The following is a 23,311-nucleotide window of genomic DNA, read 5'->3' as shown; positions in this document are numbered from 1 at the left end:
TGGGCAGAGCACATGGCTAAGAAGAGCGCCATTAAAAAGAACGAGCATCGCAAGAAGCTTGTTAAAAAGTACGCTGCAAAGCGTGCGCGTCTGAAGGCGATCTCCGAAGACCGGTCGCTGCCTGAGGAGGAGCGTTTCATGGCGCGTCTCCAACTGGCAGAGTTGCCGCGGAATTCGGCGCCGACGCGCGTTCGTAATCGTTGCGAAATCACGGGCCGTCCCCGTGCTTATTATCGCAAATTCCAAATTTCTCGCATCGCGCTTCGTGATCTGGCCTCTACCGGTCAGCTTCCGGGTGTCGTGAAGTCGAGCTGGTAAGGAGGGCACCCCATGTCTATGACAGATCCATTGGGTGATATGCTTACCCGTATCCGCAACGGGCTGCAGGCTCGTAAGGATGAGATCAAGGCTCCGGCTTCCAAGCAGCGCCAACGCGTTCTGGATGTGCTTCAACGCGAAGGATTTATCCTTGGCTATGAGCGGGCCGATTTGGAAAACAACAAAGCCGAGCTGAGCATCCGCCTGAAATACCATGAGGGCGATCCGGTGATCCGGTCGATCCAGCGTGTTTCCAAGCCTGGCCGTCGGATTTACTCCGGCGTGTCGGACCTGCCGCGCGTTGCAAACGGCCTGGGCATTTCAATCGTCTCGACGCCCAAGGGCGTGCTTTCCGATGCGGAAGCGCGTGACCTCAATGTCGGTGGCGAAGTGATTTGCACAGTCTTCTAGGCTGGCTCGAGCGAGGGAAAGAAACATGTCGCGTATCGGAAAAAAGCCGATCGAAATTCCTTCCGGTGTAACGGTGTCCCTTGATGGGGCCGCCGTTTCTGTGAAGGGACCAAAAGGCGAATTGGCCGCAAACCTCGTCAGCGAGGTCAGCGTCAGCATGGAAGACAATCTGATTTCGGTGGTGCCGGTCGATCAGAGCAAGCGCGCCCGCTCTATGTGGGGTATGCAGCGCACATTGGTCTCCAACCTGATTGAAGGTGTCAGCAAGGGCTTTGAAAAGAAGCTCGAGATCACCGGCGTGGGCTATCGTGCCCAGGTCAAGGGGTCTGCGTTGAACCTGCAGCTTGGGTACAGCCATGATATCGATTTTCCCATCCCTGATGGCATCGATATCAAGACACCGGATCAGACCACGGTTGTGATCTCCGGCACTGACAAGCAAAAAGTTGGTCAGGTGGCGGCCGTCATTCGCTCTTATCGTAAGCCAGAGCCTTATAAGGGCAAGGGCGTGCGTTATTCCGGCGAATATATCTTCCGCAAGGAAGGCAAGAAGAAGTAACAGGTGCTCAAGATGGCTCAGAACAAAGATACGTTTCAGCGGCGGAGGATGCGGACACGCACCCAGCTGCGCAAGAATGGCGGTGGCCGTCCGCGCCTGTCGGTGCATCGGTCGTCCAAGAATATCTATGCCCAGATCATCGATGATGCGAAGGGTGAAACGCTTGTGGCTGCCTCCTCTTTGGATGCGGACCTGAAAAACACGTCCGGCGCCAATCGTGAGGCTGCGGAAAAAGTGGGCAAGCTGATTGCGGACCGGGCCAAAAAGGCTGGCGTGACGCAGGTTGTTTTCGATCGCGGTGGTTTCATTTATCACGGCCGCGTCAAGGCGCTGGCCGAGGCTGCCCGTGAGGGCGGACTCGATTTCTGATTGCCCGCTTTGATACTGGATTTGAGAGGAATAGGCGATGGCACGCCCTGATCGGTTTGAACGCGAAGAAAGCGAGTTCGTAGAGAAACTCGTTCATATCAACCGCGTCGCCAAGGTGGTAAAAGGTGGCCGGCGGTTCGGCTTTGCTGCCCTGGTTGTTGTTGGAGATGGCAAAGGCCGCGTTGGCTTTGGCCAAGGCAAGGCCCGTGAGGTGCCTGAAGCCATCCGTAAGGCAACGGAAGCGGCAAAAAAATCAATGGTACGGGTTCCCTTGCGGGAAGGCCGGACTCTGCATCATGACAGCACTGGGCATCATGGTGCCGGCAAAGTTCTGATCCGCTCGGCAACGCCGGGAACCGGGATCATTGCTGGCGGCCCCATGCGCGCCGTTTTTGAAAGCCTTGGCGTACAGGATATCGTCGCCAAGTCCACGGGAACGTCCAATCCCTATAACATGGTGCGGGCCACATTCGATGCCCTGAAGGCGCAGGTCAGCCCGCGCCAGATTGCTGCCAAGCGCGGCAAGAAGGTTGGTGAAATTGTTTCGCGGCGTGCCGCTGTCGAGCATACGGGCGGAGGCGAGACAATGCCTTCTGCCGCCAGCGCGGAGTAAAGCATTATGGCCAAAGCCAAAACCATCACGGTCACACAGACCGGCAGCCCCATTCGCCGTCAAAAAGATCAGCGTGCTACGCTGATCGGCCTGGGGTTGAACAAGATGAACCGCACCCGTGAATTGGCTGATACACCAGCCATCCGCGGGATGATCGAAAAAGTGTCGCATCTGGTTCGCATTGAAGACCAGTGAGACTGTCTCGAAAGCCAGTGATATGCTGGCGTTAAGGGTACGTCATGCGTTTGAATGAATTGAAAGACAAGTCCGGGGCCAAAAAGGACCGGATGCGGGTTGGGCGGGGTATCGGCTCTGGCAAAGGCAAAACTGCCGGCCGTGGCCATAAAGGTGCCAAGTCTCGCTCGGGCTATGTTGTGAAGGGGTTCGAGGGCGGCCAGATGCCGATCCACATGCGTCTTCCCAAGCGTGGCTTTACCATGCTGAATGGCCGCGTATATGGCGAGGTCAATGTCGGCCGTCTGCAAAAGGCGATCGATGCGGGTAAACTGGATGCCAAGAAGCTGATCGATGAAGATGTGCTCGTGGCTGCCGGTGTCGCACGTAAGGAAAAAGACGGTGTGCGTTTGCTGGGTAAGGGTGCAATCACCTCGAAGGTGACGATCACCGTTGCTGGCGCATCCAAGGCCGCTGTGGCCGCGGTTGAGAAAGCAGGGGGCTCTGTCACACTGACCGCCCCTGTGAAGTCGGAAGAAAAAACCTCCGGCGACGCGTAATTATACGCGTTGCTACCCCCTCCTTGTCGTGTAGTCGGAGACGCAGATGGCATCCGCCGCTGAGCAATTAGCTGCAAATCTGAATTTCAGATCTTTCGCAAAAGCGGAAGAACTTAAAAAGCGCCTGTGGTTCACCTTGGGCGCGTTGATTGTCTATCGGCTGCTGACCTATGTGCCGTTGCCGGGTATCGACCCTGTGGCACTTGGGCAGTTCTTCCAACGCACGCAAGGCGGCATGCTGGACATGTTCAACATGTTTTCCGGCGGAGCCCTGCAGCGCATGTCTATCGTTGCGCTGAATATCATGCCGTATATTTCGGCATCGATCATCATGCAGCTTCTCACCTCTATGTCGCCGAGCATGGCGCAGTTGAAAAAAGAGGGCGAGGCAGGCCGCAAGAAGATCAACCAATATACCCGATTCGGCACAGTGGCGCTGACGGCCGTGCAAGGATATGGCCTTGCCATGGCACTGGAAGCCCAGAATGTGGTGCTGGACCCGGGGATGTTCTTCCGTCTGGCCACGGTGATTACGCTGGTGGGCGGCACCATGTTCTTGATGTGGCTGGGGGAACAGATCACGGCACGCGGTGTTGGCAATGGTATTTCCCTGATTATCTTTGCCGGGATTGTCGCTGAACTGCCCCGCGCTCTTGGCCAGGCTTTGTCGCTTGGCGAGCAAGGATTGTTATCTCCGGCGGCGATCGTGCTGTTGCTGATCGGCGTGGTTGCGCTGATCTATGGCATTGTTTTCATGGAACGCGCCCAACGGCGGGTGATCGTGCAATATCCCAAGCGTCAAATGGGCAATCGCATGTTCCAAGGCGATACCTCCCATTTGCCCATGAAGCTCAATACTGCGGGGGTTATCCCGCCGATCTTTGCCAGCTCCTTGCTGTTGCTGCCCATGACCATTGCCGGGTTCTCCGCTGAAGGTGGACCGGCCTGGATGACGACGGTGACAGCGCTTTTGGGGCATGGACAGCCGCTCTATATCGCGTTCTATACTGCTGGTATCATCTTCTTCGCCTTTTTCTACACGGCCATCGTTTTCAATCCGGAAGAAACAGCCGACAATCTGAAAAAGCATGGCGGCTTTGTTCCCGGTATTCGTCCCGGTAAGCGCACGGCGGAATATCTGGACTTTGTCCTGACCCGTCTGACGGTCATCGGCTCGATTTATCTGGCGATTGTCTGTGTGATCCCCGAAATTTTGATCTCGCAATATTCCATACCGTTCTATCTTGGCGGCACCAGCTTGCTTATTGTGGTAAGCGTTACCATGGATACTGTGGGACAAATCCATTCGCATCTGATGGCCCATCAATATGAAGGGTTGATCAAGAAAGCGAAACTCAAAGGGGGGCGTCGATGATTGTTATCCTTCTTGGACCACCCGGTGCAGGCAAAGGAACACAGGCCCAGCGTTTGCAAACAGAACGCGGTCTTGTTCAATTGAGCACCGGTGATATGTTGCGGGCGGCGGTGAAAGCCGAATCACGTGTCGGTTTGTTGGCCAAGCAGGCAATGGACCAAGGCCAATTGGTCAGTGACGACATCGTTGTGCAGATCATTGCCGACCGGATTCAGGAAAAAGATTGCGCAAACGGTTTTTTGCTTGACGGCTTCCCCCGGACTGTCGCACAGGCTGAGGCGCTGGATGTTATGTTGGCCGATATCGGGCGCAAGCTGGATGCGGTTGTGGAAGTGACGGTCCCCGATCATATTCTGGTGGATCGCGTCTCTGGACGCTATGCCTGTGCCGCTTGCGGTGAAGGCTATCACGATAAGTTTAAAAAAACGGCTGTTGACGGTGTGTGCGACAAATGCGGCTCTAAGGAGTTCGTACGCCGCGCCGACGATAATGCCGAAACGGTGCAGGCCCGGCTGGATGCCTATAAGGCACAGACCGAGCCTCTTCTACCCTATTACCGGGCGAAGGGGGTCCTTCTTCAGGTAAACGGGGAGCAGCCGATTGATAAGGTTGCGCAAGAAATCGACGCAGCTCTTGATGTCGACTCCGCCTCGCCGAACGATTGTTGAGGTATTCGGGGCGGATAGACCTGAAGGGTTTCGGGCTTTCATGGAATCGGCATGGTTGACTAGTGCTGGCCGATTCATATAATCGCGCGCTTCGGCGGGCGGATGATTCGAAAAACAGACCGTTTATGGCGGTGACGAGGAGTTAAGTCGTGGCGCGTATTGCAGGCGTTAACATTCCAACGAACAAACGGGTCGAGATTGCCTTGACCTATATTCACGGCATCGGTCGCACAAAGGCCACTGAGATCTGTGAAAAACTGGGCTTTCCGGCAGAGCGTCGCGTGCAGGATCTGACCGATGCGGAAGTGATCCAGATTCGCGAACTGATCGACAGTGATTTTGTCGTTGAAGGCGATCTGCGCCGTGAAGTGGCAATGAATATCAAGCGGCTGATGGACCTGGCCACCTATCGTGGTCTGCGGCATCGTCGTGGTTTGCCGGTTCGCGGTCAGCGTACGCATACCAATGCGCGCACCCGCAAGGGCAAAGCCAAGCCCATCGCCGGTAAAAAGAAATAATCGCAATTCTGACCCGTGAGAATTTTCGGGTCTATGGAATTGCCCCGTATCGCTGAAGGACGGATGAGACAATGGCGAAAGAACCAAGCAGAGTGAAACGCCGCGAGCGCAAGAACATCACCAGTGGTGTTGTTCATGTGAACGCGTCGTTCAACAACACCATGATCAGCATCACCGATGCCCAGGGCAATGTGATTTCCTGGTCCAGCGCCGGGATGATGGGCTTTAAAGGCTCCCGTAAATCCACGCCTTATGCCGCGCAAATTGCTGCGGAAGATGCTGGCAAGAAGGCCGCTGACCACGGTATGAACACGGTTGAGGTTGAAGTGAAAGGCCCCGGCTCGGGACGCGAATCGGCTCTGCGTGCTTTGCAGGCCATCGGTTTCACCATCACGGCGATCCGTGATGTGACCCCGATCCCGCATAACGGATGCCGGCCGCCCAAGCGTCGCCGCGTCTGATTTTGGTTCTCATGTGACCCGGTCGTGTCCTTTGTGGATGGGGCCGTGTCGCGACTGGCGCACAAAGCGTCTTGAATATGGCCTGTTGCAAGGGCGAGGATGATAGCGTGATTCAGAAGAACTGGCATGAACTGATCAAGCCGAGCGCGCTCGAGATCACACCTGGTGCGGATCCAAAGCGCCGGGCTAAAGTGGTGGCAGAGCCGCTTGAGCGTGGCTTTGGTATGACATTGGGCAACGCCTTGCGTCGCGTTTTGTTGTCGTCGCTTCAGGGCGGTGCTGTTACCAGCATCCAGATTGAAGGCGTGTTGCACGAATTCTCCTCGATCCCCGGCGTGCGCGAAGACGTAACCGACATCGTTTTGAACGTGAAACAGCTTCCCATCAGCATGTATGCGGATCAGCCCAAGCGGTTGCACCTGACGGCTACGGGGCCGGGCGAAGTGAAAGCGGGGCAGATCTCGGAAGTATCCGAGGTGGAGATTCTCGACAAGGATCTGGTGATCTGCACCCTTGATGAGGGTGCGACCCTGAATATGGAATTTACGGTCGAATCGGGCAAAGGCTATGTGCCTGCGGATCGGAACCGGCCTGAAGATGCGCCCATTGGCTTGATCCCCATCGATGCCTTGTTTTCGCCGGTCAAGCGCGTTGCCTATAAGGTGGAGAACACCCGCGAAGGTCAGATCCTTGACTATGACAAACTTGTCATGGAAGTGGAAACTGATGGCACGGTGACGCCGGAAGATGCTGTGGCCTTTGCCGCGCGTATTCTTCAAGACCAGTTGCAACTCTTCATCAATTTTGAAGAGCCGCGTCAGGTGGAAGAGCGCCGCGAAGAAGAAGAGCCGCTGTTTAACCGCAATTTCTTGCGCAAGGTGGACGAGCTGGAACTGTCTGTGCGGTCTGCCAATTGCCTGAAGAACGACAATATCGTCTATATTGGCGATCTTGTGCAAAAGACAGAAGCAGAAATGCTTCGGACCCCGAATTTTGGGCGCAAATCCTTGAATGAAATCAAGGAAGTGTTGACCCAAATGGGCTTGAAGCTGGGCATGGAATTGCCTGGTTGGCCGCCCGAGAATATTGAAGACCTGGCCAAAAAGCTGGAAAACGAATACTGATCTTGCCGCGTCCCGCGCCCGTGAGGGCCCGGACGGCAGGCGTTCAAGGAGAGAGAAATGCGGCATCGTAACGCCGGACGTAAGCTCGGGCGGACCTCGTCCCACCGCCGCGCCATGTTCATGAACATGTCGCAGGCTCTTGTTAAGCACGAACAGATCATCACCACGCTTCCCAAAGCAAAAGAGCTTCGGCCTGTGCTGGAAAAGCTTATCACGCTGGGGAAAAAGGGTGGTCTTGCCAATCGGCGCCGGGCCATTGCTCAATTGCAAAATGAGACCTTGGTGGAAAAGATCTTTTCCGAATTTGCCACACGCTATGCTGATCGTCCCGGCGGTTATGTGCGGGTCTTGAAAGCTGGTTTCCGTAAGGGCGACAATGCCCCCATCGCAATTATCGAGCTTGTGGACCGCAATGAAGACGCCAAAGGGCAGGATTCTGGACCGGTTGAATTCGCTGATGCGGTTGAAGACGCAGCCTGAGCTTAATAAGCTATATTTTTGGCCGGACAGCGCGGATGCGTGATCGGGTTCGGTTATGAAATTGGCACAAAACAAACAGCCCTTTCCCTGGTGGAGAGGGCTTTTTGCTGCCTGAATGGTTGCTCCCATGCTCGCCAGTGGTAAAAGACTATCAGTGTCCGATCAGTAAAGGTCTGAAATGATGACAGCGATGATGCGTGTTCGCTTTTGCCTGAGCTTTCTGGTTCTGGGTGTCTTGGGTGCCTCTATCGGGGTGGTGGCACAAGAAGATGGCGATACCGGACGGGAAGGAACGTCTCTGGTGCGCCGGGTGCCGACAGCCTCTAATGAGGTGCTGCTCTCTTATGCCCCTGTGGTGAAAGAGGTGGCGCCGGCCGTGGTGAATATCTACACCGCGCGCAAAGTGGCGGCCCGTCAGTCGGTGTTTAGCGATTCGTTTTTCCGGCGGTTCATGGGAGATAATTTCTCTTTCGGTGCCCCGCGTGAACGGGTGGAGCGGTCTTTGGGCTCTGGCGTGATCGTGCGCGCCGACGGGGTCGTGGTTACCAATAATCATGTGATTGGCGAGGCGGATACCATCAAAGTGGTTCTGGCGGATCGCCGTGAATATGACGCCGAGGTGATTTTGGCGGATGCCCGCACCGATCTGGCGATTTTGCGCATCGATGCTGGAGAAGAAGACTTGCCGGTGGCACGCTTGGCAGACGTCGACCAGATGGAAGTGGGGGATATTGTTCTGGCCATTGGCAATCCCTTTGGCATCGGCCAGACCGTGACCTCTGGCATTGTGTCGGCAACGGCCCGGACACAGGTGGGGGTGAGCGATTTCGGCTTTTTCCTGCAAACCGATGCGGCGGTGAATCCGGGCAATTCCGGGGGGGCGCTGGTGGCTTTGACCGGCGATCTCGTGGGGATCAACACGGCAATTTTTTCGCGCACGGGGGATACCAGCGGCATCGGTTTTGCCATTCCGGCATCCATGGTGCGATCGGTTCTGCGCGCCGCTTTGGATGAAGGGGAAATCATCCGGCCATGGCTTGGCATTGCCGGTCAGCCGGTGACCTCTGACATCGCCCGTGCTGTGGGTCTGGATCGGCCCGGCGGGGTGATGATCAGCGATCTTTATGAGGGCGGTCCGGCCGCTTTGAGCGGGCTGGAACCGGGCGATGTGATTTTGGGGATCGACGGCGAGGATGTGGTTGACGAGCGGGGCTTGCGGTTCCGCACGGCCACCCGTGAAGCGGGCGATCATGTGCAATTGCTGGTCCTGCGCGATGGCGAACGGTCGGTATGGGATGTGGAATTGGCCTTGCTGCCGGAAGTTCCCGAGCGGCAGATCACCCGGCTTGATGGGCGGCATCCGTTTCAAGGCATTACAGTGGGCAATTTATCGCCACGCTTTGCCGAGGAACTGGGGGTTGATCCTATGCGGACCGGCGTTGTGACGCTGGAGGTTTCACGCCGCAGCCCGGCGGGCCGCTTTGGCTTTGTGCGTCCGGGCGACATCATCTTGAATGTGCAAAATGAGCCGGTGGCATCGGTGGATGATCTGTTGGCCATCACCGAAAGACCATGGGAAAACTGGGTCTATCGGGTGCGCCGGTCGGGCCGGTTGCTGGATTGTGCTGTGGCGAAAAATGGCGCGGTGGAGTGCCGCGTGTCAGGATGAGCCGTGAGTGATTTGTTCGGCACGCCTCCTCTAGGGGAGGGGGCATCCGGCCTGCAGGACGAGGATGGGGATGTGCATCGCCCCTTGGCGGACCGTTTACGCCCGCGCCATCTGAACGAGGTGATGGGGCAAGATCATTTGCTGTCCCAAGACGCGCCTTTGGGGCGGATGGTGGCCTTGGGAAAGGTATCGTCCCTTATTTTGTGGGGGCCGCCGGGGACCGGGAAAACCACCATTGCCCGTTTATTGGCCGATGTGGGTGGTTTTGCCTTCGTGCAAATCTCGGCGATCCTGTCCGGCGTTGCCGATCTGAAGAAAATTTTCGAAACAGCATCGCTGCAGAAACGCGCCGGACGCAGCACCTTGTTGTTTGTCGATGAAATCCATCGTTTCAACCGATCCCAGCAAGACAGTTTCCTGCCCCATGTGGAAGATGGCACCATCACCTTGGTGGGGGCCACCACCGAAAATCCGTCATTCGAGATCAATGGTGCCTTGCTGTCGCGGATGCAGGTTCTGGTATTGCACCGTCTGGATGCGGCTGCCCTGGACGCGCTTTTGGTTCGCGCCGAGCAACTGATGGAGCGCCCCCTTCCGGTTCGGGACGGGGCCCGTGCGGCTTTGCTGGCCATGGCCGATGGGGATGGCCGGTATTTGCTTAATTGTGCGGAAGCGCTTTTTGATCTGGCGGGCGATGAGCCTGTGGATGAAGCGGGGTTGGCGCGGTTGTTGCAGCGCCGCGCCCCTGCCCATGACAAGGATCGCGAAGGCCATTATAATCTGGCTTCTGCCCTTCATAAATCCTTGCGCGGATCCGATGCCGATGCGGCGCTTTATTGGTTGGCGCGTGCGCTTGTGGGTGGGGAAGATCCAAAGTTCATTTTGCGCAGGCTGGTGCGTTTTGCCAGCGAGGATGTGGGACTGGCCGATCCCCAGGCTTTGGTGCAGGCTTTGGCGGCGAAGGATGCCTATCAGTTTCTAGGCAGTCCGGAGGGGGAACTGGCCATTGCCCAAGCAGCCCTTTATCTGGCGACGGCCCCCAAATCCAATGCGGCCTATAAAGCCTATAACACCGCCACGAAAGCGGCACGGGAAACCGGCTCTTTGATGCCCCCCGCCCATATCCTGAATGCCCCGACGCGGATGATGAAGGAACTGGGTTATGGCGCTGGCTATGCCTATGACCATGATACGGAAGACGGGTTTTCCGGGCAGGATTATTTTCCCCAAGATATGGGGCGGCGTGCGTTTTACAATCCGAAAGAGCGCGGCTTTGAACGGGACATCACAAAAAGACTGGCCTATTGGGCGCGGCTGCGCGCCGAGGCCGCGGGTCGCGGTGAAGCGGGCGATTAAGCGGGCTTTCGTTTCTTGGCGGAAATGCTTATATCCATGCCATGACACAGCTTGTTGTATTTGATTGCGATGGCACCTTGGTGGATAGCCAATCGGTAATTTTGGCGGCCATGCGTGCGGCCTTTGCGGCCCAAAGTCTGTCGCCGCCTGCGGATGAGGCGATCCGGCGTATTGTTGGCCTGTCTTTGCCCCAAGCCGTCCATGCCTTGTTGGGGGATGATCGCCTGCCTTTGGACCAAGGCATTGTCCCGGCTTTGGCGGATTCTTATAAAAATGCCTTCATTGATTTGCGCCATAGCCATGGTCACCGTCATGAGCCGCTTTATCCCGGTATTGAAGACACCCTTATCGCGCTGGGAGAGGCGGGGGTTTTGATGGGGATTGCTACGGGAAAATCCATGCGTGGTCTGGTGTCTATTCTTGAGCATCATGGCTTGTCCGACCATTTCATCAGCCTGCAAACGGCCGACTTGCACCCGTCCAAGCCGCATCCGGCCATGCTGGAAGCGGCCATAAGGGAAGCCGGAGCCAAGGCAGAACAAACCATTCTGATTGGCGATACCAGCTATGATATGCTGATGGCGAAGAATGCCGGGGCTATAGGCTTGGGGGTAAGTTGGGGCTATCATGCACCGGAAGATCTTGAAGCCGCGGGCGCCCATATCATTGCCGATGAGGCCGGGCAATTGCCGTCTGTTATCACGGGCCTTTATGCCGGCGTTCCCGCCATTATGTCGAAACGGACAGTGCCATGAGCCATGAACCGAAAATGCCGCCCAACCGTTATGGGTTTTTGCAGCTTGCCGGGCTGTTTCTGACCTTTGCGCTGCTGGTTTATCTGTTGATGGATTCCATGGAATATGTCGGCAGTTCGCAGGTGCTCACGGCGCTTTACACGGTGATGGCGCTTTTTCTGACGCTTTTGGTGGCTGCGGCCTTATTGATGCTGTTTTGCTTTTCCAACAAACGGATGGGGGCCGCCTTTGCCCGGCGCTTCCAGTATTTGCGTGATGCCTTTGCTGTGCCTTTGAGGCATTTGGGGCTGTTTGGCTATCACGCGGAAAGCGGGCTGGATGAAAAACGTTTTGCCACAAAGCGCAAACTCCAGCGTCAGGCGCGTCGCCATTATGCCCATAAAGACGATAATCCAAAATCCTGAAGCAGATATGTGACCATGAAACGATTTTATAAAGCCGCGACCTCTGTGCCAGCAGATACAGGGGAGGGGGAAGGCTTCGGCATCGCTTTGGATGGCCGCTTGGTAAAAACGCCACTCAAGCAACCGCTTCGGGCGCCAACCAAGGCGCTGGTGCAGGCGATTCAAGGTGAATGGGAGGCGCAGGGCGACAAGATCGATCTGGCGACCATGCCCATGACGCAGTTTCTCAATAGCGCCATCGATCGGGTGGGAATGCGTCGAGAGCCGGTGATCGATGAGGTGAGCGCCTATGGTGCCACCGATTTGCTGTGTTATCGCGCCGATGCGCCCGACACGCTGGTGGCGTTGCAAGAACAGCACTGGACCCCGCCATTGGAGTGGCTGGACCGTACCCACGGCATTCGCCTTGCCACCACCATTGGGGTCAGCCCGATTTCTCAAAAACCTGATGCCTTGGCGGCTTTGCGGGCTGTTGTGGCGTCTTTTGATGATATGCGCCTGATGGCCTTGCACAACGCCACGACCGTGACGGGATCGGTGGTGCTGGCACTTTCTTATCTGGCGGGTGCGCTTGACCATGCGGGCTTGTGGGCTGCGGCGATGGTGGACGAAGATTTCCAGATATCCCGCTGGGGCGAAGATGCGGAGGCGAAAAAACGGCGCGATCAGGTGCATGCCGAATTGACAGATTTGGACCGCTGGCTTTCCCTGATCTAAAGGATATGCCATCCTTGCCGCTTGGGATGTTATGAAGCCAAGGGGGATTGGATGTTCCGTTTATGTGCCTTGATCGCTGTGTTTCTTCTGCCAATATCCGCTTTGGCGCACAGCCCCGATCAAGATAAAGATGCCGCTGGGATGGCACCGGATGCGGCGCTGGAAAAGCTGTTTGCCGATGAATGGCAGGCGCGCATGGACCGACATCCCTTCTGGGCAAGCCAACGCGGCCTGCGTGACTATGATGCTCTGGTGCCCGATGCCTCGGCGGAGGCGCAACAGCGTTTCCAGCGTGAAGATCAGGCTTTTCTTGAGCGCCTTTCTGTCATTGATCGTGCCGGGCTTACGGTTTCAGACCGCTTGAACGCGGATTTGTTCGGCGCTGTTTTGGAAGAACGACTGGCCGAAAGGGCCTATGAGCCTTGGCGTATTCCCTTTGTTTCTGACAGTGGCTTTCATACCAGCGCCACCATGGCGATCGAGGCAATCCCTTTTAAAACCATCAAGCATTATGAAGACTATCTGGCGCGGCTTTCCAAGCTGGATGGTTATGTGGCCCAAAATATTGCCAATATGCGGGCGGGGTTGGAGACCGGCTTCACCATGCCGCGCGCCATTCTGGAAAAAGTGGCCCCCAGCTTCAAGGCGCTGGCGGTGGACCGTGCTGTAGACAGTGCTTTTTACGCGCCTTTTGACACGATGCCCGAAAGCATTCCGGAGACAGATCGGGCGCGTTTGCAAAAGGCCGCGATGGATGTGCTGAACCAGCGGCTGTTGCCTGCCTGGCGCGGGCTTTATGCGTTTTTCACCGAAGATTATATGCCCGCCGCGCGGGACACATTGGGGGTAACCTCATTGCCCGATGGCGATGCCTATTACGCCATGCTGATCCGGCAATATACCACTTTGGATCTTTCCGCCCAAGAGATCCACCGCATCGGCTTGTCAGAGGTCGCGCGGATCAAATCAGAGATGGAAGCCATTATTGACGGCTTGGGATTTGAGGGCAGCTTCGCCGACTTTTTGGAGTTTCTGCGCACCGATCCGCAATTTTACGCCAAAACCGGGCAAGAGCTTTTGAACCGGGCGGCCTGGATCGCCAAGCAGGCCGATGAAAAACTCCCCGCCTTTTTCAAGACATTGCCGCGGATGCCTTATGGGGTGCGGGCCGTGCCCGATGCAATTGCCCCGAATTATACCACCGGGCGTTATTGGGGGCCGGTGGATGGCGTGCGCGGTGGGCTTTATATGGTCAACACCCATGCCCTTGATAAGCGCCCCTTATACAGCCTGCCGTCGCTCACCTTGCATGAGGCGGTGCCGGGCCATCATCTGCAAATCGCTCTTGCGCGGGAAATCAAGGATGTGCCGGAGTTTCGCCGGGCCATGTATGTGACGGCCTTCGGGGAAGGATGGGGCCTTTATACGGAAAAACTCGGGGTGGAAATGGGGATCTATGAAACCCCTTATGAGCAGTTTGGGCGGCTCACCTATGAAATGTGGCGCGCCGGGCGCTTGGTGGTGGATACAGGGATTCACGCCATGGGCTGGAGCCGCGACGAAGCGGTGGCCTTTTTCACCGAGAATTCCGCCTTGTCCTTGCACAATATTAATACGGAAGTGGATCGCTATATCTCGTGGCCGGGGCAGGCTTTGGGCTATAAAATGGGCGAATTGAAACTTCTGGAGCTGCGGGCGCGCGCCGAAAAAGCCTTGGGGGACCGGTTCGATATCCGCGCTTTCCATGATGCGGTTCTGGAAAACGGCTCTCTGCCTTTGCCCATTCTGGAGCAGATGATCGACCGGTATATAGAACGTGAAACGGCGGCCACACAGACCGGGTCCGGGGCCGCCGCATCATTGCGTTCACAGTAAACAGGGGTGCTGGGTCAGACTTTTCCCAGCGCCTGTTCCAGATCGGCGATCAGATCGGAAGCATTCTCGATGCCCACCGAAACGCGGCATAGGGCATCGGAGACGCCGGCAATATCGCGCAGTTCTTTGGGGACCCCGGAATGGGTGGTGGATGCCGGGTGGCTGATCAGCGTTTCCGTGCCGCCAAGGCTGACCGCCAGTTTCAAGACGGTCAAGGCATTCAGGAAGCGGAAGGCCCCTGCCTGGCCGCCCTTTACATCGAAAGCAAAGGTCGAGCCGGGGGCAAGGCACTGGCGGGAATACACCTTATGGGCAGCGCTGCCCGGTTCTAAAAAGCCCAGATAATGCACTTTTTCGATCTTGTCGTGATCGCGCAGATATTCGGCGATGATCTTGGCATTGTCGGTGGCTTTTTCCATGCGGATCTTCAGGGTTTCAAGGCTTCTCAAAACCATCCAGCAGGTATGCGGGTCGATCTGGTTGCCAATGGCCCCGCGCAGGGCTTTCATGGGTTTTAGATAGGCGGTGGGTCCGGTGGCTCCCCCTGCAACCAGATCGGAATGGCCGCCGATATATTTGGTCATGGAATAAAGAACGATATCGGCGCCATGTTCCAAAGGCTTTTGCCATACCGGCCCAAGGAAGGTGTTATCCACCGCCAAAGGTGGCCGTTCGCCCGAAGAATTGCGCACATCCTTCAGCTTGGAAGCAAGATAGGCAATATCCACAAGGCCATTGGTGGGGTTGGCCGGGGTTTCCGCCAGTACCATGCCAATAGGGCCAAGCTCTGCGGCTTTTTCAAAGGCCTCGTCGATGGCTTCGACGCTGCGATTGGCGGCAAAGCCAACGGTTTTGATGCCCCATTTGGGCAAAACATTCAGCATCAGCGTTTCGGTGCCACCATAGATGGGCTGTGAATAAATCAGCACTTCGCCGGGCTTCATATGGGCCATGATGGCGGAATAAATGGCGGCCATGCCTGAAGAATAGACAATGGCCATTTCTGCATCGTCCCACAGCGCCAAGCGGTCTTCCAGCACTTCCATATCGGGATTGTTGAAGCGCGAATAGATCAGCCCGGCTTCTTCGCCGGGGCGGGCATCGCGGCGACCGCTGACCACGTCGAAAAAGTCGCGGCCATGTTCGGCGGATTCAAAAACGAAGGTGGAGGTCAGAAAAACCGGCGGCTTCAAGGACCCTTCCGATAGGGTTGGATCAAAGCCATAGCCCATCATCTGGGTTTCCGGTTTCAAAACATGATTGCCGATTTTACTTCGGCGGAAATTTTTTTTCTGGTCGGTCATCGTTGATCCTTGCTGGCCAGTATTTGTGTGATATCGGTGCTTGACAGGCTCTCTACATACCTTCAGTTGCGATGCTGTGCCATGCGTTTTGACAAGTTTGACCGTATCTTGCGATGAAGGGGTGCGGTGCTTTTGTTTTCCTTCTTAAAATGGGCTTTTATCGATGCTTGTTGTTCTTTCCCCTGCCAAGAAACTAGACGCCGAGTCACCGGCGGATACGGATCGGTATAGCCAGCCCCGTTTTATGGATGAGGCAAAAGCCCTTGCCTGCGTTGGAAAAAACATGGGGGCCGCCCGCCTGCAAGGGTTGATGAAACTGTCCGACAGCTTGGCGCAGCTTACACATGCACGCTTCCAGCAGTTTTCCCCGCCTTTCACACAAGCCAATGCGAAACCGGCGATTCTGGCATTTCGTGGCGATGTGTATCAGGGGCTGGACGCCGATAGCCTAAACGATGGCGCACGCGATCACGCGCAAAAACATCTGCGCATTCTATCGGGCCTTTATGGGCTGTTGCGGCCATTCGATCTGATGCAGCCCTATCGGCTGGAAATGGGGACCCGGTTCCGAACGGACCATGCCGCCGATCTTTATGGCTTCTGGGGAGACAAAATCGCCCAAGCCCTGAATGTTGATATGGAGGAGGTGGGAGCATCGTGCCTGATTAATCTGGCCAGCCGGGAATATGTGAAGGCGGTGGATAAAAAAGCGCTGGCCGCCCCGATGATTACCCTTGATTTCCGTGAAATGCGCGATGGCGAGGCGCGGATGATCGGCTTTTTTGCAAAAAAAGCACGGGGGTTGATGGCGCGCTTCATTGCGGAAAACCGCCTGACCAAACCGGCTGATTTGAAAGAATTTGCGGTGGACGGGTACAAATTCGCACCGACATTGTCTGATGACCGTGTCTGGACATTTTTGCGCCCCGATAGCCGCGCCGCTTGATATCTGGACAAATTGCACCAAATGACGTATATAATGCCTAAATGCGTCAATTGATGGAGGTTGCTCGTGCCGCATGCCCATAGCTTGCTCGCCCCCTCGCACGAGGCTGTACTTTCCAAGGCGTTGTTTGCCGCGGTGCGCCGCCTTGGCATCAGCCGCACCGCTATGCAAAAGATCATGGGGATGTCTGACAGCACTTTGCGTCGCATTGAGAAAGGGTCGGCCAGCTTAACAGCCAATCCCAAAGCCTATGAGTTGGGTGTGCTTTTAATCCGCCTTTACCGCTCTTTGGATGCCATTGCAGGCGGCGAAGAAAGCACTGTTAAAAGTTGGATGCAGTCAGAAAATACGGTTCTGGGGGGGACGCCCGCTGCCCTGATTCAGACGGTGGGGGGACTGGTGCATGTCACGGATTATCTGGACGCCCGACGCGCTCTCGTCTGAGTTTTTGCGGCTTGATCCTACGCATATATGGCGGCTGGTGGAGGCGCAATCGCGCGCCGCAACCATGAAGCTGGTGGACAGCCTGGGAGAACAGGCGCTGTTGGAAGATATGCTGGACGGCAGCAAGCCGCCGCTCCCCGTAGGCTGTTCCGGTCTTCATTATCTGTTGGCGACGCCTTTTCGTTATGATGCGTCTAAACCATCCAGCGTCACGCGGTTTCGCCGCAAGGGGTCGGGGGATGGCGTGTTTTATGCGGCGCGAAAGGTGGAAACGGCGGTGGCGGAAATGGCTTTTTACCGCATGTTGTTTTTCGCCGAATCTCCCAAAACCATTTTGCCGCGTCGGCCTGCATTGTTCACAGGCTTTCATGTTCCGGTTCACTCCGCGCGGGGACTTGATCTGACAGTGCCGCCTTTGTCTCAAGATGCGGATTTATGGACTGATAAGCGCGATTATGAGCCTTGCTTGCAATTAGCAGATTCGGCGCGTAAGGCGGGCGCCGAGATCATCGTGGCGCAATCGGTGCGCGATCCACAAAAAGGGAAAACGGTGGCGGTCCTAAGCCCAAAAGCCTTTGCCCAAAAAGAGCCGGATCTCACCAAACAGGAAAGCTGGGCCATTCATCTGCGCGCCGGCCACGCGGTGGCACAACGGGATTTTCCGCGGAAAAGCCTAAGCTTCGACCTTGCGGACATGGATGATGGCCGTTTGGGCGTTTATCCAGTGGCGTCTCGTTAAAGCAGCGGGGAAACGGCCTATTCCTTGGCGTCTATGCGGTCCACAAGGGGGCTGACCTGTTGATCCCTGGTCATGCCACCGATGGTCCAGAACGCGCCATTGGCGGGTAAGAGCGCCCGATGGTCCATGCTGGGCACCGGTTTATCAGCATAGCGCATCCACAGATCGTTGAAGGGATCATAGCCAAAGACCCGTGCCGAAGGCTGCGCCGGTGTGCCATCATAGCCGATGCCGTTATAATTATAGGCGGTTTTCGATCCACCGGCGAACAAGATCAGGCCGCGTTCATCGGACCCTGTTCCTGCCGCGCGATAAAGGGGCCCACCGCCATGGGACGCGATCTGATGCCATTCAATATCGGAAGGATCATCGGGATTGATGCGCCCCAGCCATGCTTGTGCCACAACACCAAAGCGGCGCTTGCCTTGGTCCTTTCCCAAAACCGCCACCCCGTCGATCACCAGCATATAATCGGCAACAAGACCGCCCGCATGGCCAAAAACCGGAATGCCGGGGAAGTCGGTGGCGTTAAACCACACGCCTTCTTTGGTGTCGAACACTTGCACCGTGGAGACATTGCCATCCATATGCCAGCCGCTTACCAGATAGATATAGCGGTCTTTATAGGCCAGCGCGATGCTGTCATCTACTGGCTTCGGGATGTCGGCAAGCCGGTGATAGGTATTTGTTTCGGGTTCGTAACGAAATGTGTGCGGGGTGGATATTTCATGCCCGTCCGCGGCCACCGTATAGCCGCCAAATAAATAGATCGCACCATCAAGGGCAACTGCAACGGATGCCAACCGCCCTTCCGGCACCGGCACCGGTGCAAGCCTTGTCCAGCGATCAGCCGTTACATCATAGGCAAAGGCTGCGGTGGACAGATCCTCAAAGCGCTTCCCGGCTTTCAGGCCCATGAAGCTGTATAAAACCGGCTCTCCCTGATGGTCGAGGCTGGCTGCCGCATTGTTGCTATGGGCTTGCGGCATTGGTGCATAAGGGCTTTGGGGCGGCATGGATTGGGGCGGTGTTTGGCTACAGGCGGCAATCAGCGCCACAAATGCGCCAAGGGCGGCCATGCGTAATCCTGTGCGGGGGGCGCCCATCACTCGTTTTCCAATTCCTCGCGCAGCATTTCCAGGGCCAGCCATTGCTCTTCCTTTTCTTCCAGCTCCGCCCGGCAGCGATCCAGCTTTTTGCTGGCCAGCATGAATTTGTCCGGGTCACGGCTATAGGCTTGCGGGTCGGCGATGGCTTTTTCAAGTAAAGAAATGTCTTGCTCAAGGGCGTGCATTTCCTTGGGCAGTTGTTCCAAAGCGTGTTTTTGCTTGAAACTCATGCGCTTGCTTGGATTTTTGGGCTTTTGAGGCGATCTGGATGCGGGGGCTGCGTTCAGGCGCATGGAAGGCTTTTGCGGATCGCTCGTTTTCGGTGCCTGAGCGGCTTGGCGCAGGCTGTCTGTATAGCCTCCGGCATATTCGGTGGCGGTACCATTGCCGTCCAACATAATGGTGCTGGTAACAAGGCGGTCGAGAAAATCCCGGTCATGGCTCACCAACAAAATGGTGCCTTCATAATCGGACAAAACCTCTTGCAAAAGATCAAGCGTCTCCATGTCCAGATCGTTGGTCGGCTCATCCAGAATCATCAGATTGGATGGCTTGGCCAAAGCGCGGGCCAGCATCAGCCGGTTTTTCTCGCCACCCGATAAGGCCCGTACCGGGCCGCGGGCTTGCGCCGGGCTGAACAGAAAATCCTTGAGATAGGCCACCACATGCTTGGGCTGGCCGCGCACCATCACCTGATCGGCGCTGCCGCCGGTCAGGGTTTCCCATAAAGAGAGATCGGGGTCGAGGCTGTCACGCTTTTGATCGATCAAAAGCATTTCCAGATTGGTACCCAGGCGCACCACGCCGCTATCGGGGGCGACCTCTCCGGTCAATAATTTTAAAAGCGTGGATTTCCCTGCGCCATTGGGACCGATGATGCCTATTCTATCGCCACGCATGATCCGCGTAGAGAAATCACTCAGCAGCACACGTTCACCAAAGGATTTGCTGATGGATTTGGCTTCGATCACCAGCTTGCCCGATGTTTTGCCTTCCGCAGCGGCAAGGGCGGCGGTGCCAGAGCGAGCAATGCGGGAGCGGCGTTCTTGCCGCAGGCTATCAAGACGCCGCAAACGCCCCTGATTCCGGGTGCGGCGGGCAGAAATCCCCTCGCGGGACCAACGGGTTTCTTCGGCGATGAGTTTGTCGAGCTTTGCAGTTTCGGTGGCATCGCGGGCATATTCTTGCTCTATCCATTCCTCAAAGGCGGCAAAGCCGCGCTCAAGGCGCTTGACCACGCCGCGATCAAGCCACAGACATGCGCTGGCAAGGCGCGATAGAAACGCCCGGTCATGGCTGATCACAATGATCGCACCGCGAAAGGCGGCAAGGCGGCCTTCCAGCCATTCAATGGTGGGCAGATCCAGATGGTTCGTCGGCTCATCCAAAAGCAGCACATCCGGTTCACCCAGAAAAGCGCGGGCAATGGCGGCACGGCGCTGCTCTCCCCCTGAAAGGGTGCGGGGATTGGCATCGGCGGGCAGATTGACTTCCGCCAAGGCCGCTTCCACCCGAAACGCGGCATCCGCCTCCGATGAGGGCAGGCCCGCCGCCACATAATCGAATAGTCGGTCATAGCGGCCCAGATCCGGTTCTTGCGGTAGATAGGCGATGGATATGCCGGGTCGGACGAATCGTTCGCCGCCATCGGCTTCGATGATCCCGGCAATAATCTTTAAAAGCGTGGATTTTCCCGCCCCATTGCGCCCCAACAGACACAACCGGTCGCTTGGCCCAATGGCCAGATCAATGCCGGAAAACAGGGTTTGCGCCCCCAGTTCGAGGCGAAGTCCGGCAAGTGTGAGTAAAGGAGGTGGAGCCATGGCGGCGAGAAGTGGGGCCAGCTATGCCATTTGTCAAGACCTCCGTAGGAGGGACAGGCCCCTTTGATGTGGCTGGAAGGGATGCACAAGCGGGTTTGAATTCCCGCTTCCTTTGGGGCAAAGGATTTCCTCGCCTTTCCAAGGCCATGCGCCCGTAGCTTAGTAGGATAGGGCGACGGTTTTCTAATCGAAGGTGGTCCGATCAGCACAATAGATAGCATCATTGCTGTGATCTGCGAGTATCACCTCTGCGGAAACGTGATTGGCTGATCTTATCTTTTTGATCTTTCCAGGCAGCGTTGAAACGCTGGCAGGTGGCGATTCTGCGATGCATCCTGCAAATTCAATAAAACATTGCGGACCGCTGCATCATCAAGATCGGCCAAAAGGCGGTCATACATTTCCGCATTTTCAATCTCGGCGGTGACGGCGGCCTCGCATGCTGCGGTGATTGAAGAGGGGGCCTCTATGCGGCCCGTCCATTTGTCTTCGGGTGGTTGTAGCCCAAGCCGCTCGAATTGACGCAGCAATGCCGAGGCGTGCCGATCTTCTGCATCAACAATATTGATGAAGGGTCGGATAGGGCCGAATGTTTCAATGACTTTGCGGTAGGTTGCACGGGCTTTGTATTCGTCATCAAGCGCTTCCGTCAAAGCGGCTACCGTTTTTTCATTCATGCTTCGTCTCTTTTTCCTGTATGGCTATGTCACGCTCAAAAAAGAAATACTCCTTCAATTCCTGACAAAATCATCACTGTTACGGCGCAGCCACTCAATCAGCGGCACAATCGCCTGATGCATGGTGAGCGTTTCCTTGCTCAGGCGTTCGCGGGGTGCATGCAGTCCTGTACTCACCTTCTTGCCGAACTAGTTTGTTATCAGCCAAGGTCGGGATTAACCGTGGACGTGAACGTCATGGGCCGAGTGCTTCGCCAGTATACGCTTCGCCCGTTCCTCGTGTTCAGCGTCTTTGGTGCGAACCCAGAGAATCAGTCCCCCATGCTCCAGTTGCTCGTGCAGATAATCAGCATGATGTTTGCCAACGATCGAAGCAAGCACACCACCGATTATCGCTCCGGCTCCACCGGCAGCCGCGCCCGCAGTGATCGCCGCTGCAAGCGGGCCACCGACGGCAATCGCTATGCCAGCAGCGGTGCAGGCAGCGATATACATCGGCGCTCCGATCAGTGCGCCCTTGGCGTCACCGATTGATTCGGTCGATATGTAAGCCACCGTGGGAACATTCGGATCGTCTTCAAGTTCCTCGATTTTTTTGTAAACATGTCCGAGCTTTTCCTCGACAGCATGCTCCCCCGCAAGGAGACTCAGTTCCGCGCGATCAAAATTTGAACTCAGCAAATCATCGATGGCTTCTTGCAATGTTTCCACTGTCTCGAACACGGCGACCGCTTCGCGAACCGGTTTCTCGTTCACATCAGTCATCATGAATTCTTCTTCCCTTTTTCTGTCGCTTGTTTAAAGCGACAAACAACCGCACCTGCCTCAAGTCTTTTTTCATCATACGGCGAGGTATTACTCTCGCCAAGATATCAAGATAAAGCTAGGAATCATTGGTCTGAGAATTCTATGTTTGAAGAATATTGTGTCCTTTAGCTGCTCTTGTCATGCTGTGGAGTTCCAATGGAAAGTCATTTCTGGACAGCTTTTCTCGCGAGTGTTCTCGCCGCATTGGTAACGTCGACGGGCATATATGTCATTCGCCGGTTTGAAGATTGGGGGCGGCGGAATAACACCTACTTTGTCTGTTTTGCCGCAGGCGTCCTGATCTCTGTCTCTTTTCTTCATATTATTCCCAAGGCTTTTGAAATGAGTCCGCAGGCACCGATGTTCCTGCTTGCCGGCTATCTGTTCATGCATTTCTTTAACCGGTTCATCACTGCATATGTGTGTGACCGGCCAACCACCGCTGAGTACGCCATAGGATTGGTCCCGATGCTGGGCATTGGCTTTCATTCCTTCATCGACGGCGGGATCTACTCCATAACCTTCACCGTTAGCACGTTCACGGGTGTATTGGCGGCCGTCGGAATGGTGCTTCACGAGTTTCCCGAGGGGATCGTCACCTACCTGTTGTTGATCCGTGGCGGCTTCAGCGAGAAAGCCGCACTCGTGTCAGCCTTTCTGGCCGCCGCGTTGACGACGCCGCTCGGCATGCTCGCATCGTATCCGCTCGTCAGCCGAATTGATATGCCACTGCTTGGGACCTTGCTGTCACTCTCGGCTGGCGCACTGGTCTATGTCGGCGCAACACACCTCCTGCCGACAGCGGAGAGAGAACCGGCGAAGTACAGCCTGGTGGCCTTGGGGAGCGGAATTTTGGTGGCAGTCGTTGTCATTCTGAGTAAGCCATAATCCGGACCGTAGGTGCTGGTCAGTCTGAGGCGAAGCGCTTAATGATTCAGACAAGGACCTGCATGTGGCTCATGTTATTCGTGACTTACATCCGAGCGACCTAGGGTCAGGACCTATTAAATTCGGGGATTCCCATTTGTTGTAATACGTGATTCACCATGGCAAAGG

29 protein-coding genes are annotated in these 23,311 nt (G+C 56.1%); 23 read left to right on the top strand and 6 right to left on the bottom strand.

Annotated elements, in window-relative coordinates; genetic code table 11:
* Nucleotides 1-12 precede the first annotated feature (12 nt).
* From rpsN to IEX96_RS13415, 19 genes are all read left to right on the top strand, one after another.
* Nucleotides 13-318: a 30S ribosomal protein S14 gene (gene rpsN, locus IEX96_RS13505; RefSeq protein ID WP_150001305.1), complete on the top strand. Its 306-nt coding sequence runs from the start codon at nt 13-15 to the stop codon at nt 316-318.
* A gap of 12 nt (nt 319-330) precedes the next feature.
* Nucleotides 331-729 carry a 30S ribosomal protein S8 gene (gene rpsH, locus IEX96_RS13500; RefSeq protein ID WP_150001304.1) on the top strand — a complete coding sequence of 133 codons (399 nt, stop codon included), beginning with the start codon at nt 331-333 and terminating at the stop codon, nt 727-729.
* A 25-nt stretch (nt 730-754) separates the two neighbouring features.
* Complete coding sequence (gene rplF / locus IEX96_RS13495) at nt 755-1,288, top strand: 50S ribosomal protein L6 (RefSeq protein ID WP_150006322.1); 534 nt, start codon at nt 755-757, stop codon at nt 1,286-1,288.
* A 12-nt stretch (nt 1,289-1,300) separates the two neighbouring features.
* On the top strand, nt 1,301-1,657 hold the full coding sequence (gene rplR / locus IEX96_RS13490; protein ID WP_150001302.1) for a 50S ribosomal protein L18: 357 nt from the start codon (nt 1,301-1,303) through the stop codon (nt 1,655-1,657).
* A gap of 37 nt (nt 1,658-1,694) precedes the next feature.
* Nucleotides 1,695-2,270, top strand: a complete 576-nt coding sequence (rpsE, locus tag IEX96_RS13485; RefSeq protein ID WP_150006323.1) for a 30S ribosomal protein S5 — start codon at nt 1,695-1,697, stop codon at nt 2,268-2,270.
* Between the two features lie 6 nt (nt 2,271-2,276).
* Nucleotides 2,277-2,465: a 50S ribosomal protein L30 gene (gene rpmD / locus IEX96_RS13480; RefSeq protein ID WP_150001300.1), complete on the top strand. Its 189-nt coding sequence runs from the start codon at nt 2,277-2,279 to the stop codon at nt 2,463-2,465.
* A gap of 44 nt (nt 2,466-2,509) precedes the next feature.
* The gene (gene rplO, locus IEX96_RS13475; protein WP_150006325.1) at nt 2,510-3,004 is read left to right on the top strand and encodes a 50S ribosomal protein L15; all 495 of its coding nucleotides are present in this window, start codon (nt 2,510-2,512) and stop codon (nt 3,002-3,004) included.
* 46 nt (nt 3,005-3,050) lie between these two features.
* Entirely contained in the window at nt 3,051-4,379 is a 1,329-nt protein-coding gene (gene secY, locus IEX96_RS13470) for a preprotein translocase subunit SecY (protein WP_188874121.1), read from the top strand.
* Nucleotides 4,376-5,047, top strand: coding sequence for an adenylate kinase (locus IEX96_RS13465; protein WP_150006326.1), 672 nt, complete (start codon nt 4,376-4,378; stop codon nt 5,045-5,047). The genes secY and IEX96_RS13465 overlap by 4 nt, the downstream gene beginning before the upstream one ends.
* A 149-nt stretch (nt 5,048-5,196) precedes the next feature.
* A complete protein-coding gene (gene rpsM / locus IEX96_RS13460; protein WP_150001297.1) occupies nt 5,197-5,565 on the top strand; it encodes a 30S ribosomal protein S13 in 369 nt (122 codons plus the stop codon).
* A gap of 71 nt (nt 5,566-5,636) precedes the next feature.
* On the top strand, nt 5,637-6,026 hold the full coding sequence (gene rpsK / locus IEX96_RS13455; protein WP_150001296.1) for a 30S ribosomal protein S11: 390 nt from the start codon (nt 5,637-5,639) through the stop codon (nt 6,024-6,026).
* A gap of 107 nt (nt 6,027-6,133) precedes the next feature.
* Nucleotides 6,134-7,150 carry a DNA-directed RNA polymerase subunit alpha gene (locus IEX96_RS13450; protein ID WP_150006327.1) on the top strand — a complete coding sequence of 339 codons (1,017 nt, stop codon included), beginning with the start codon at nt 6,134-6,136 and terminating at the stop codon, nt 7,148-7,150.
* 57 nt (nt 7,151-7,207) lie between these two features.
* Nucleotides 7,208-7,630 carry a 50S ribosomal protein L17 gene (gene rplQ, locus IEX96_RS13445; protein WP_150001295.1) on the top strand — a complete coding sequence of 141 codons (423 nt, stop codon included), beginning with the start codon at nt 7,208-7,210 and terminating at the stop codon, nt 7,628-7,630.
* A 190-nt stretch (nt 7,631-7,820) separates the two neighbouring features.
* A complete protein-coding gene (locus IEX96_RS13440; protein WP_229773757.1) occupies nt 7,821-9,299 on the top strand; it encodes a Do family serine endopeptidase in 1,479 nt (492 codons plus the stop codon).
* Between the two features lie 3 nt (nt 9,300-9,302).
* Nucleotides 9,303-10,655 (top strand): replication-associated recombination protein A, encoded by a 1,353-nt coding sequence (locus IEX96_RS13435; protein ID WP_188874117.1) that lies wholly within the window; start codon nt 9,303-9,305, stop codon nt 10,653-10,655.
* A 41-nt stretch (nt 10,656-10,696) separates the two neighbouring features.
* Nucleotides 10,697-11,410 carry an HAD-IA family hydrolase gene (locus IEX96_RS13430; protein WP_188874115.1) on the top strand — a complete coding sequence of 238 codons (714 nt, stop codon included), beginning with the start codon at nt 10,697-10,699 and terminating at the stop codon, nt 11,408-11,410.
* A complete protein-coding gene (locus IEX96_RS13425) occupies nt 11,407-11,814 on the top strand; it encodes a hypothetical protein (protein ID WP_150006328.1) in 408 nt (135 codons plus the stop codon). Before IEX96_RS13430 ends, IEX96_RS13425 begins: the two co-directional genes overlap by 4 nt.
* Nucleotides 11,815-11,829: 15 nt before the next feature.
* A complete protein-coding gene (locus IEX96_RS13420; RefSeq protein ID WP_150006329.1) occupies nt 11,830-12,531 on the top strand; it encodes an ATP12 family chaperone protein in 702 nt (233 codons plus the stop codon).
* Between the two features lie 51 nt (nt 12,532-12,582).
* Complete coding sequence (locus tag IEX96_RS13415; protein WP_229773756.1) at nt 12,583-14,406, top strand: DUF885 domain-containing protein; 1,824 nt, start codon at nt 12,583-12,585, stop codon at nt 14,404-14,406.
* Nucleotides 14,407-14,420: 14 nt separating this feature from the next.
* Here IEX96_RS13415 and IEX96_RS13410 read toward each other — a convergent pair whose 3' ends face one another.
* A complete protein-coding gene (locus IEX96_RS13410; protein ID WP_188874113.1) occupies nt 14,421-15,710 on the bottom strand; it encodes a cystathionine gamma-synthase family protein in 1,290 nt (429 codons plus the stop codon).
* Between the two features lie 163 nt (nt 15,711-15,873).
* On the opposite strand from IEX96_RS13410, the gene yaaA reads away from it, so the two are divergent.
* From yaaA to IEX96_RS13395, 3 genes are all read left to right on the top strand, one after another.
* Nucleotides 15,874-16,656 carry a peroxide stress protein YaaA gene (gene yaaA / locus IEX96_RS13405; protein WP_150006330.1) on the top strand — a complete coding sequence of 261 codons (783 nt, stop codon included), beginning with the start codon at nt 15,874-15,876 and terminating at the stop codon, nt 16,654-16,656.
* A gap of 66 nt (nt 16,657-16,722) precedes the next feature.
* Nucleotides 16,723-17,100 carry an MbcA/ParS/Xre antitoxin family protein gene (locus IEX96_RS13400; RefSeq protein WP_188874111.1) on the top strand — a complete coding sequence of 126 codons (378 nt, stop codon included), beginning with the start codon at nt 16,723-16,725 and terminating at the stop codon, nt 17,098-17,100.
* The gene (locus IEX96_RS13395; RefSeq protein ID WP_150006332.1) at nt 17,060-17,839 is read left to right on the top strand and encodes an RES family NAD+ phosphorylase; all 780 of its coding nucleotides are present in this window, start codon (nt 17,060-17,062) and stop codon (nt 17,837-17,839) included. Before IEX96_RS13400 ends, IEX96_RS13395 begins: the two co-directional genes overlap by 41 nt.
* A gap of 17 nt (nt 17,840-17,856) precedes the next feature.
* On the opposite strand, the gene IEX96_RS13390 is transcribed toward IEX96_RS13395, so the two are convergent.
* The 5 genes from IEX96_RS13390 to IEX96_RS13375 all read right to left on the bottom strand — a co-directional run bounded on the left by IEX96_RS13390 (nt 17,857) and on the right by IEX96_RS13375 (nt 22,216).
* Nucleotides 17,857-18,945: a Kelch repeat-containing protein gene (locus IEX96_RS13390; protein WP_373293773.1), complete on the bottom strand. Its 1,089-nt coding sequence runs from the start codon at nt 18,943-18,945 to the stop codon at nt 17,857-17,859.
* Nucleotides 18,945-20,771, bottom strand: coding sequence for an ATP-binding cassette domain-containing protein (locus IEX96_RS13385; RefSeq protein ID WP_150006335.1), 1,827 nt, complete (start codon nt 20,769-20,771; stop codon nt 18,945-18,947). The genes IEX96_RS13390 and IEX96_RS13385 overlap by 1 nt, the downstream gene beginning before the upstream one ends.
* A 272-nt stretch (nt 20,772-21,043) precedes the next feature.
* Nucleotides 21,044-21,448 (bottom strand): ferritin-like domain-containing protein, encoded by a 405-nt coding sequence (locus IEX96_RS13380; RefSeq protein ID WP_150006336.1) that lies wholly within the window; start codon nt 21,446-21,448, stop codon nt 21,044-21,046.
* 54 nt (nt 21,449-21,502) lie between these two features.
* A complete protein-coding gene (locus IEX96_RS14230) occupies nt 21,503-21,625 on the bottom strand; it encodes a hypothetical protein (RefSeq protein WP_268238517.1) in 123 nt (40 codons plus the stop codon).
* 39 nt (nt 21,626-21,664) lie between these two features.
* Nucleotides 21,665-22,216, bottom strand: coding sequence for a hypothetical protein (locus tag IEX96_RS13375; protein WP_150006337.1), 552 nt, complete (start codon nt 22,214-22,216; stop codon nt 21,665-21,667).
* 195 nt (nt 22,217-22,411) lie between these two features.
* Here IEX96_RS13375 and IEX96_RS13370 point away from each other — a divergent pair, with 195 nt between their 5' ends.
* A complete protein-coding gene (locus IEX96_RS13370) occupies nt 22,412-23,143 on the top strand; it encodes a ZIP family metal transporter (RefSeq protein WP_150006338.1) in 732 nt (243 codons plus the stop codon).
* Nucleotides 23,144-23,311: the final 168 nt, after the last annotated feature.

Origin of the sequence: Iodidimonas muriae (genome assembly GCF_014647255.1) — a bacterium.
GTDB lineage: Bacteria > Pseudomonadota > Alphaproteobacteria > Sphingomonadales > Rhodothalassiaceae > Iodidimonas > Iodidimonas muriae.
The sequence above is the reverse complement of the archived record's forward strand: the minus strand, read 5'-3'. Positions and strand labels throughout refer to the sequence as shown.

Bases quoted from the DNA above. Each gene is read 5' to 3' on its own strand.
- rplR (WP_150001302.1), top strand. From the start codon at position 1,301: ATGGCTCAGAACAAAGATACGTTTCAGCGGCGGAGGATGCGGACACGC.
- rpmD (WP_150001300.1), top strand. From the start codon at position 2,277: ATGGCCAAAGCCAAAACCATCACGGTCACACAGACCGGCAGCCCCATT.
- yaaA (WP_150006330.1), top strand. From the start codon at position 15,874: ATGCTTGTTGTTCTTTCCCCTGCCAAGAAACTAGACGCCGAGTCACCG.
- IEX96_RS13430 (WP_188874115.1), top strand. From the start codon at position 10,697: ATGACACAGCTTGTTGTATTTGATTGCGATGGCACCTTGGTGGATAGC.
- IEX96_RS13440 (WP_229773757.1), top strand. From the start codon at position 7,821: ATGATGCGTGTTCGCTTTTGCCTGAGCTTTCTGGTTCTGGGTGTCTTG.
- IEX96_RS13465 (WP_150006326.1), top strand. From the start codon at position 4,376: ATGATTGTTATCCTTCTTGGACCACCCGGTGCAGGCAAAGGAACACAG.
- IEX96_RS13415 (WP_229773756.1), top strand. From the start codon at position 12,583: ATGTTCCGTTTATGTGCCTTGATCGCTGTGTTTCTTCTGCCAATATCC.
- rplQ (WP_150001295.1), top strand. From the start codon at position 7,208: ATGCGGCATCGTAACGCCGGACGTAAGCTCGGGCGGACCTCGTCCCAC.
- rpsN (WP_150001305.1), top strand. From the start codon at position 13: ATGGCTAAGAAGAGCGCCATTAAAAAGAACGAGCATCGCAAGAAGCTT.
- IEX96_RS13410 (WP_188874113.1), bottom strand. From the start codon at position 15,710: ATGACCGACCAGAAAAAAAATTTCCGCCGAAGTAAAATCGGCAATCAT.
- IEX96_RS13390 (WP_373293773.1), bottom strand. From the start codon at position 18,945: ATGGGCGCCCCCCGCACAGGATTACGCATGGCCGCCCTTGGCGCATTT.
- rpsH (WP_150001304.1), top strand. From the start codon at position 331: ATGTCTATGACAGATCCATTGGGTGATATGCTTACCCGTATCCGCAAC.
- rpsE (WP_150006323.1), top strand. From the start codon at position 1,695: ATGGCACGCCCTGATCGGTTTGAACGCGAAGAAAGCGAGTTCGTAGAG.
- IEX96_RS13385 (WP_150006335.1), bottom strand. From the start codon at position 20,771: ATGGCTCCACCTCCTTTACTCACACTTGCCGGACTTCGCCTCGAACTG.
- IEX96_RS13425 (WP_150006328.1), top strand. From the start codon at position 11,407: ATGAGCCATGAACCGAAAATGCCGCCCAACCGTTATGGGTTTTTGCAG.
- IEX96_RS13380 (WP_150006336.1), bottom strand. From the start codon at position 21,448: ATGAATGAAAAAACGGTAGCCGCTTTGACGGAAGCGCTTGATGACGAA.
- IEX96_RS13420 (WP_150006329.1), top strand. From the start codon at position 11,830: ATGAAACGATTTTATAAAGCCGCGACCTCTGTGCCAGCAGATACAGGG.
- secY (WP_188874121.1), top strand. From the start codon at position 3,051: ATGGCATCCGCCGCTGAGCAATTAGCTGCAAATCTGAATTTCAGATCT.
- rpsK (WP_150001296.1), top strand. From the start codon at position 5,637: ATGGCGAAAGAACCAAGCAGAGTGAAACGCCGCGAGCGCAAGAACATC.
- IEX96_RS13375 (WP_150006337.1), bottom strand. From the start codon at position 22,216: ATGATGACTGATGTGAACGAGAAACCGGTTCGCGAAGCGGTCGCCGTG.
- rplO (WP_150006325.1), top strand. From the start codon at position 2,510: ATGCGTTTGAATGAATTGAAAGACAAGTCCGGGGCCAAAAAGGACCGG.
- rplF (WP_150006322.1), top strand. From the start codon at position 755: ATGTCGCGTATCGGAAAAAAGCCGATCGAAATTCCTTCCGGTGTAACG.
- IEX96_RS13370 (WP_150006338.1), top strand. From the start codon at position 22,412: ATGGAAAGTCATTTCTGGACAGCTTTTCTCGCGAGTGTTCTCGCCGCA.
- IEX96_RS13395 (WP_150006332.1), top strand. From the start codon at position 17,060: ATGTCACGGATTATCTGGACGCCCGACGCGCTCTCGTCTGAGTTTTTG.